This window comes from Flavobacterium xizangense, assembly GCF_054075145.1.
In genome coordinates this window covers 1-263 of sequence record NZ_JBSIPG010000149.1, presented here as the reverse complement: position 1 = coordinate 263, position 263 = coordinate 1, and the positions used below count along the sequence as shown (strand labels likewise).

At 39.9% G+C, this 263-nt stretch carries 1 protein-coding gene; it reads left to right on the top strand.

The genetic code is table 11. The annotated features are described in order from the left end of the window. The coding region (locus ACWA1B_RS22880) for a fumarylacetoacetate hydrolase family protein (RefSeq protein WP_456910933.1) at positions 1 to 263 on the top strand (263 nt) is incomplete at both ends.

The following is a 263-nucleotide window of genomic DNA, read 5'->3' as shown; positions in this document are numbered from 1 at the left end:
CGAAGCTGAAGATTATATTTTCGGAATGGTTTTGCTAAATGACTGGAGCGCGCGTGATATTCAGAAATGGGAATATGTGCCGCTTGGACCATTCTTAGCTAAAAACTTTGCCACTTCAATTTCACCGTGGATTGTTACGATGGATGCTTTGGAACCTTTTAGAACTAAAGGTCCTAAACAAGATCCGACTCCACTTCCATATTTGCAGACAAAAGGGAAAAAAGCTTTTGATATTCATCTGGAAGTTTCTCTTAAGCCTGAAG